We start from the raw sequence: 3993 nt of genomic DNA on the forward strand, positions 1-3993 counted from the left end.
CCGTGGCAGAACAAACGTCACAATCAAAGATGCCGGTTGTCAAATTGCTTCGCACCGATCCCATTTCAAGCACGGTGGACGGAGCCCCCATGTCGAAGTCGCTGATCGAACTCACCTTCGCCCCCGGTGCGTCCTCTCCGCCGCACCATCATCCCGGTGAAGTAGTCGGCTACGTTTTGAAAGGCACGTTGGAATTCAAAATCGACGGAAAGCCTCTGCGGGTGCTGCACCAAGGTGACACGTTCTTTGAACCCACCATGGTTCTGCACGAAGTCGCACGAAATCCGGACGCCACAAAAGAAACACAAGTCGTTGTGACCATGGTTCACCCCAGAAACGCTCGGCGTCTGACCATTCCCGCCGAAGAAGTCGCAAAAGCAAAAACGAATTCAAAGGCTGCTGCGATCACCGCGTCCCCCCAAACGTGCACCATCCATGTGAACGACAATGTCAATCGTGCCTCGTTTGACGAGTCGTTGACCACGATCGGTGTCTTGTTGTTCGATAATGTCCTGATGACAGAAGTCACTGCCCCAATCGATGTTTTCTCCAAGCCCAACGAAGAAGGCAAGCGGCTATTCAACGTCGTCACAATCGCCCAATCATATCAACCAGTTCCGATGGAAAGCGGGTTGCGAGTGGTCCCGGACTATTCGTTCGACGACTGCCCGGAGTTGAACGTGCTGGTCGTTTCCAGCTCGTATGACATGGAAACGGTGGTTGCGACGGATGAGATTGTGGAGTTTGTCAAAACGAAGGGGAAAACGACTGACTTCACAATGAGCAACTGCGCCGGAGCTCACTTGATTGGCGCTTCCGGCGTCGCAAACGGACGCAAAATCGTGACCTACATCGGTGGAGGCGACCTACTGCAGCAAACCTACCCAAGCCTTTCCGTGCAGGACGACACTCGAGTGAGTTTTGTCAAAGACGGCAAGATGATCTCATCGAACGGAAACCTCGCCAGCTATATCTCAGCGCTGGAGTTGCTTGAAGAGATGACCGATTCAGCGCACCGGAACTTCGTCGAATCACATTTGTACCTCGAACGATTGCAGAACTACGAACGAAAAAAGTGATCAGCCAAAAATGGCGCCCGGCAATGGAAGATCCATCTGGATATCGAGTTCGCGGGACCGACTTTGGTGCAACAAAGGTGTCGGACACGAATGGCACTGCCGCTTGTTTTGGTTGATGGTCGCGCAGCGTCGAAGACCGCGAGCCCCTCGCGGTTAGAATTTTGGAATTTTTTTCGGGTGCATGTCAGGGATTGTAGTTTCTAGGCGGCTTGAGTGGCGGGGGGGCTGCGTCGGAGTGTCAGTTGTCCTGGTCGATGGCTCAGCAGGCGGACCAGACGGTCGTCATCGCTCAAGGCTGCCGCACGAATCTGCAGAATGGCTTCAGCACCGGCCGGTTTGTTCCAGAACATTTCAGTCCCCTTGATCCGATAATTCATCTCCTTGACCGCCGACTCCATCCAAGCACTCGTCGTCGGCAGTCCAGACATCCGGTACTCCTCGTAACGCATCCTCTGCTGATTGTTTTCCAAGTATCCAATCACGCGCCGCAACTGCTCGCGCGGGTCATCCTCATCGGTGTCCTCCGGCGGCAAGCCGATGCGAGCTTGGTGAGACTTCAGGTCGGTGATGACCACCCCGACGTTGCCCCGCCAGGCTCTCGTCATCCAGTCCAGGTAAGCTTCCCAAGCTTGATCGGTTTTGCCAAAGCAAAGCAGCGATGCGGTGAACAGGTAGCTGACCGCGTGAGTGAAATCAAGGATCGCAACGTATTCTTCAAAGTGCTCGGCGTGGATCGTCCAGTTACAGGTTAAACCGTCGGCCACGTATGCCTTGCGGGGAGCCTCGTCGAAACGACGTCGCTTTGCTTCGCGTGCCATCTGAGCGCCGAACGGTTTGGAGCTCTTCATGCTCGCGATCACGGTGCGAAGTAAACGCTGGGGCTTGTGAGATGCTTTGATTTTGCACGCTTGGTCTTTCTCAGAAACTTCTTGTTCTTCGGGAAGAGAGTCATTCGAGCCCGTGTTTTCCTTGGTTTTTGCTTTCTCCGTCAACTTCGCAACGTGGTCGGCATCCAGAAAACATGCTGGCGGGTTGGGCTGCGGATCGACCCCGGATGTCTCGCTGGTGGCGCTCACAAAGATCGCGTTCTTGGTTTCGTTCCAACCTTTTGCATCCAAGTGAACGCGAGGACCACAGCCGGTCTTACGAGTTCGTATTCGACCCCCGTCAAATTCAACAATCGCTACCGAAGGAACCGGCACCTCGCCGGTGAGGATGTTCTGCCAACGCGCTTGCTCGGCAGCTTCGAGATCGTTGCCGACTTCCAAAGCGACACGTTCGATGGTGTTGGTCGAAACGTCCAAGCCAACGACTCGCTTCATCACGATCGATGCTCGCTTGAGCGACCGCGTTTCGGCATCCAGGATCACCATCTGGCGTTTGAATCCGGGGGTGGATTCTCGTGGATCGAGCCCGAGTGCTTCACGCTGAGGGAAAAAAAGACCGGCGACAGCGACGGCAATGAGCAACCGATTCGGTCAGTTCGATGGGGCCGTCCATCGAGTGGACTTGCCGCCGGGTCGGTTCGACGCGGCACTCCTTGCCACAGTCAGGACACTTCATTTGCCCAGCCTGCTGGAGAGCCACATCGGTGGCCCGTGTGGACTGAATCATTTGGCTCAGTCGCTGGCCAACTTCGTGGGCGGGAATCTCGATTTGATCGAAATGGGGCGTCCCGACACCCTGTTCTTTTGCCTGGATCTGGGCGGCCACCTCAGCGGCCTGCTTCAACAAATCGGCGAGTTTTTCATCCAGCAGGTTTTGATTCGCATCCATGCGATGATCTCCCAAAAGTTACCCGGGCAACGACAGCCCGCGTAGCTTAACACAACAATCCGAAAAACTCCTATTGAGCTTTTGACGCTATTCTGGGCCGTTGCAATTCCTGACATGCACCCGAAACTGAGAAACTGACGCGAACGAAGATTTGACCTTGCTACCGCGACGCTTTTGTCGCTATCGCTGACTTCTCTAGCCTCGGCATAGACGCCGCTAGCGAACTTGCTCAATAAACTGTTTCTTACCTGTCACAACGGAAGCCGCACGATGCGTCGGTCCCCGCTGTTAAAAACTTCGTCCCGTTATTCGGCTCACCTCGCGCAAAAGCCCGTCATCGGCGTGCTCTTTTGCTTGCTGGTCGCTCTTACGAATTCGGTGGTGTCGGCTCAATCCAACGGATCCGGCGACTCCGCGTCTCCGTTCGTATCGGAGCCCTACTTGGTGTTTGTCGCCGAAGAGTCGGCTTACCTGCGGTGCGGTCCATCGGGCGATGATTACCGAACCGACCCACTGCGTCACGGCCAAGAACTGGAGGTGTATGTCGAAACCGAAGACGGTTGGCTCGGCGTGCGTCCAACAGACGACAGTTTTTGCTGGATCCCAGCGGACGCGGCCAAGCTGATCGACTCCGATCTCGGCCCGAACGCCAAACCCGATGCACTCGAAGCAGAAATTATCGAAGACAAAACGGTCGCGTGGATCGGCACCAATCTCGGCCGAGCCCGCCGCTATCGATGGCTGGTCCAACTGCGTGAAGGCGAAACCGTCACCATCCTTGGTCGCAGCGAACGCGACGGTCCCGACGGCCCACAGACTTGGTACCGCATCGTTCCTCCCTCGGGCGAATTCCGTTGGATTCATCGCGATCAAGTCGTCACCACCGCAGAAGAATTGGTCGCCGACCTGCGTAGCATCACGACCGACGAGCCGATTGAATTTTTACCAGGCGGCCCTTCGCACATCCCTGAACAACGCGCCCGCGTCGCCTCCTCATCCCGCAGCGAGTCGGTCGGATCCGGTCTGCGCCGCGTTTCGGATAACCAACCTTACCGGGACGACCTCCCGCGAGAAACTCGCCAGGAACGTCTCGAAGCCCTCGCCGAAATCCGCCGTCTCGATGAGATCGAACGACACA

At 56.1% G+C, this 3993-nt stretch carries 3 protein-coding genes and 1 pseudogene; 2 read left to right on the plus strand and 2 right to left on the minus strand.

The annotated features are described in order from the left end of the window. The coding region (locus ACF8AM_RS02660; protein ID WP_392554151.1) for a cupin domain-containing protein at positions 1-1079 on the plus strand (1079 nt) is incomplete at its 5' end. A 200-nt stretch (positions 1080-1279) separates the two neighbouring features. Here ACF8AM_RS02660 and ACF8AM_RS02665 read toward each other — a convergent pair. Both ACF8AM_RS02665 and ACF8AM_RS02670 read right to left on the minus strand, forming a co-directional pair. Continuing rightward, on the minus strand, positions 1280-2452 hold the full coding sequence (locus ACF8AM_RS02665) for a hypothetical protein (protein WP_392554152.1): 1173 nt from the start codon (positions 2450-2452) through the stop codon (positions 1280-1282). Positions 2453-2501: 49 nt separating this feature from the next. Next, a complete protein-coding gene (locus tag ACF8AM_RS02670; RefSeq protein WP_392554153.1) occupies positions 2502-2855 on the minus strand; it encodes a hypothetical protein in 354 nt (117 codons plus the stop codon). Positions 2856-3125: 270 nt separating this feature from the next. Between ACF8AM_RS02670 and ACF8AM_RS02675 the strand changes: the two are divergent. Beyond that, positions 3126-3993, plus strand: a pseudogene (locus ACF8AM_RS02675) (hypothetical protein); the annotation flags it as partial.

It is taken from the genome of Rhodopirellula sp. JB055 (genome assembly GCF_043100905.1).
Lineage (GTDB): Bacteria > Planctomycetota > Planctomycetia > Pirellulales > Pirellulaceae > Rhodopirellula.

What these genes read in the sequence shown, in the direction of transcription:
- ACF8AM_RS02670 (WP_392554153.1), bottom strand. Translation starts at nt 2,855, where the DNA reads ATGGATGCGAATCAAAACCTGCTGGATGAAAAACTCGCCGATTTGTTG.
- ACF8AM_RS02665 (WP_392554152.1), bottom strand. Translation starts at nt 2,452, where the DNA reads ATGGTGATCCTGGATGCCGAAACGCGGTCGCTCAAGCGAGCATCGATC.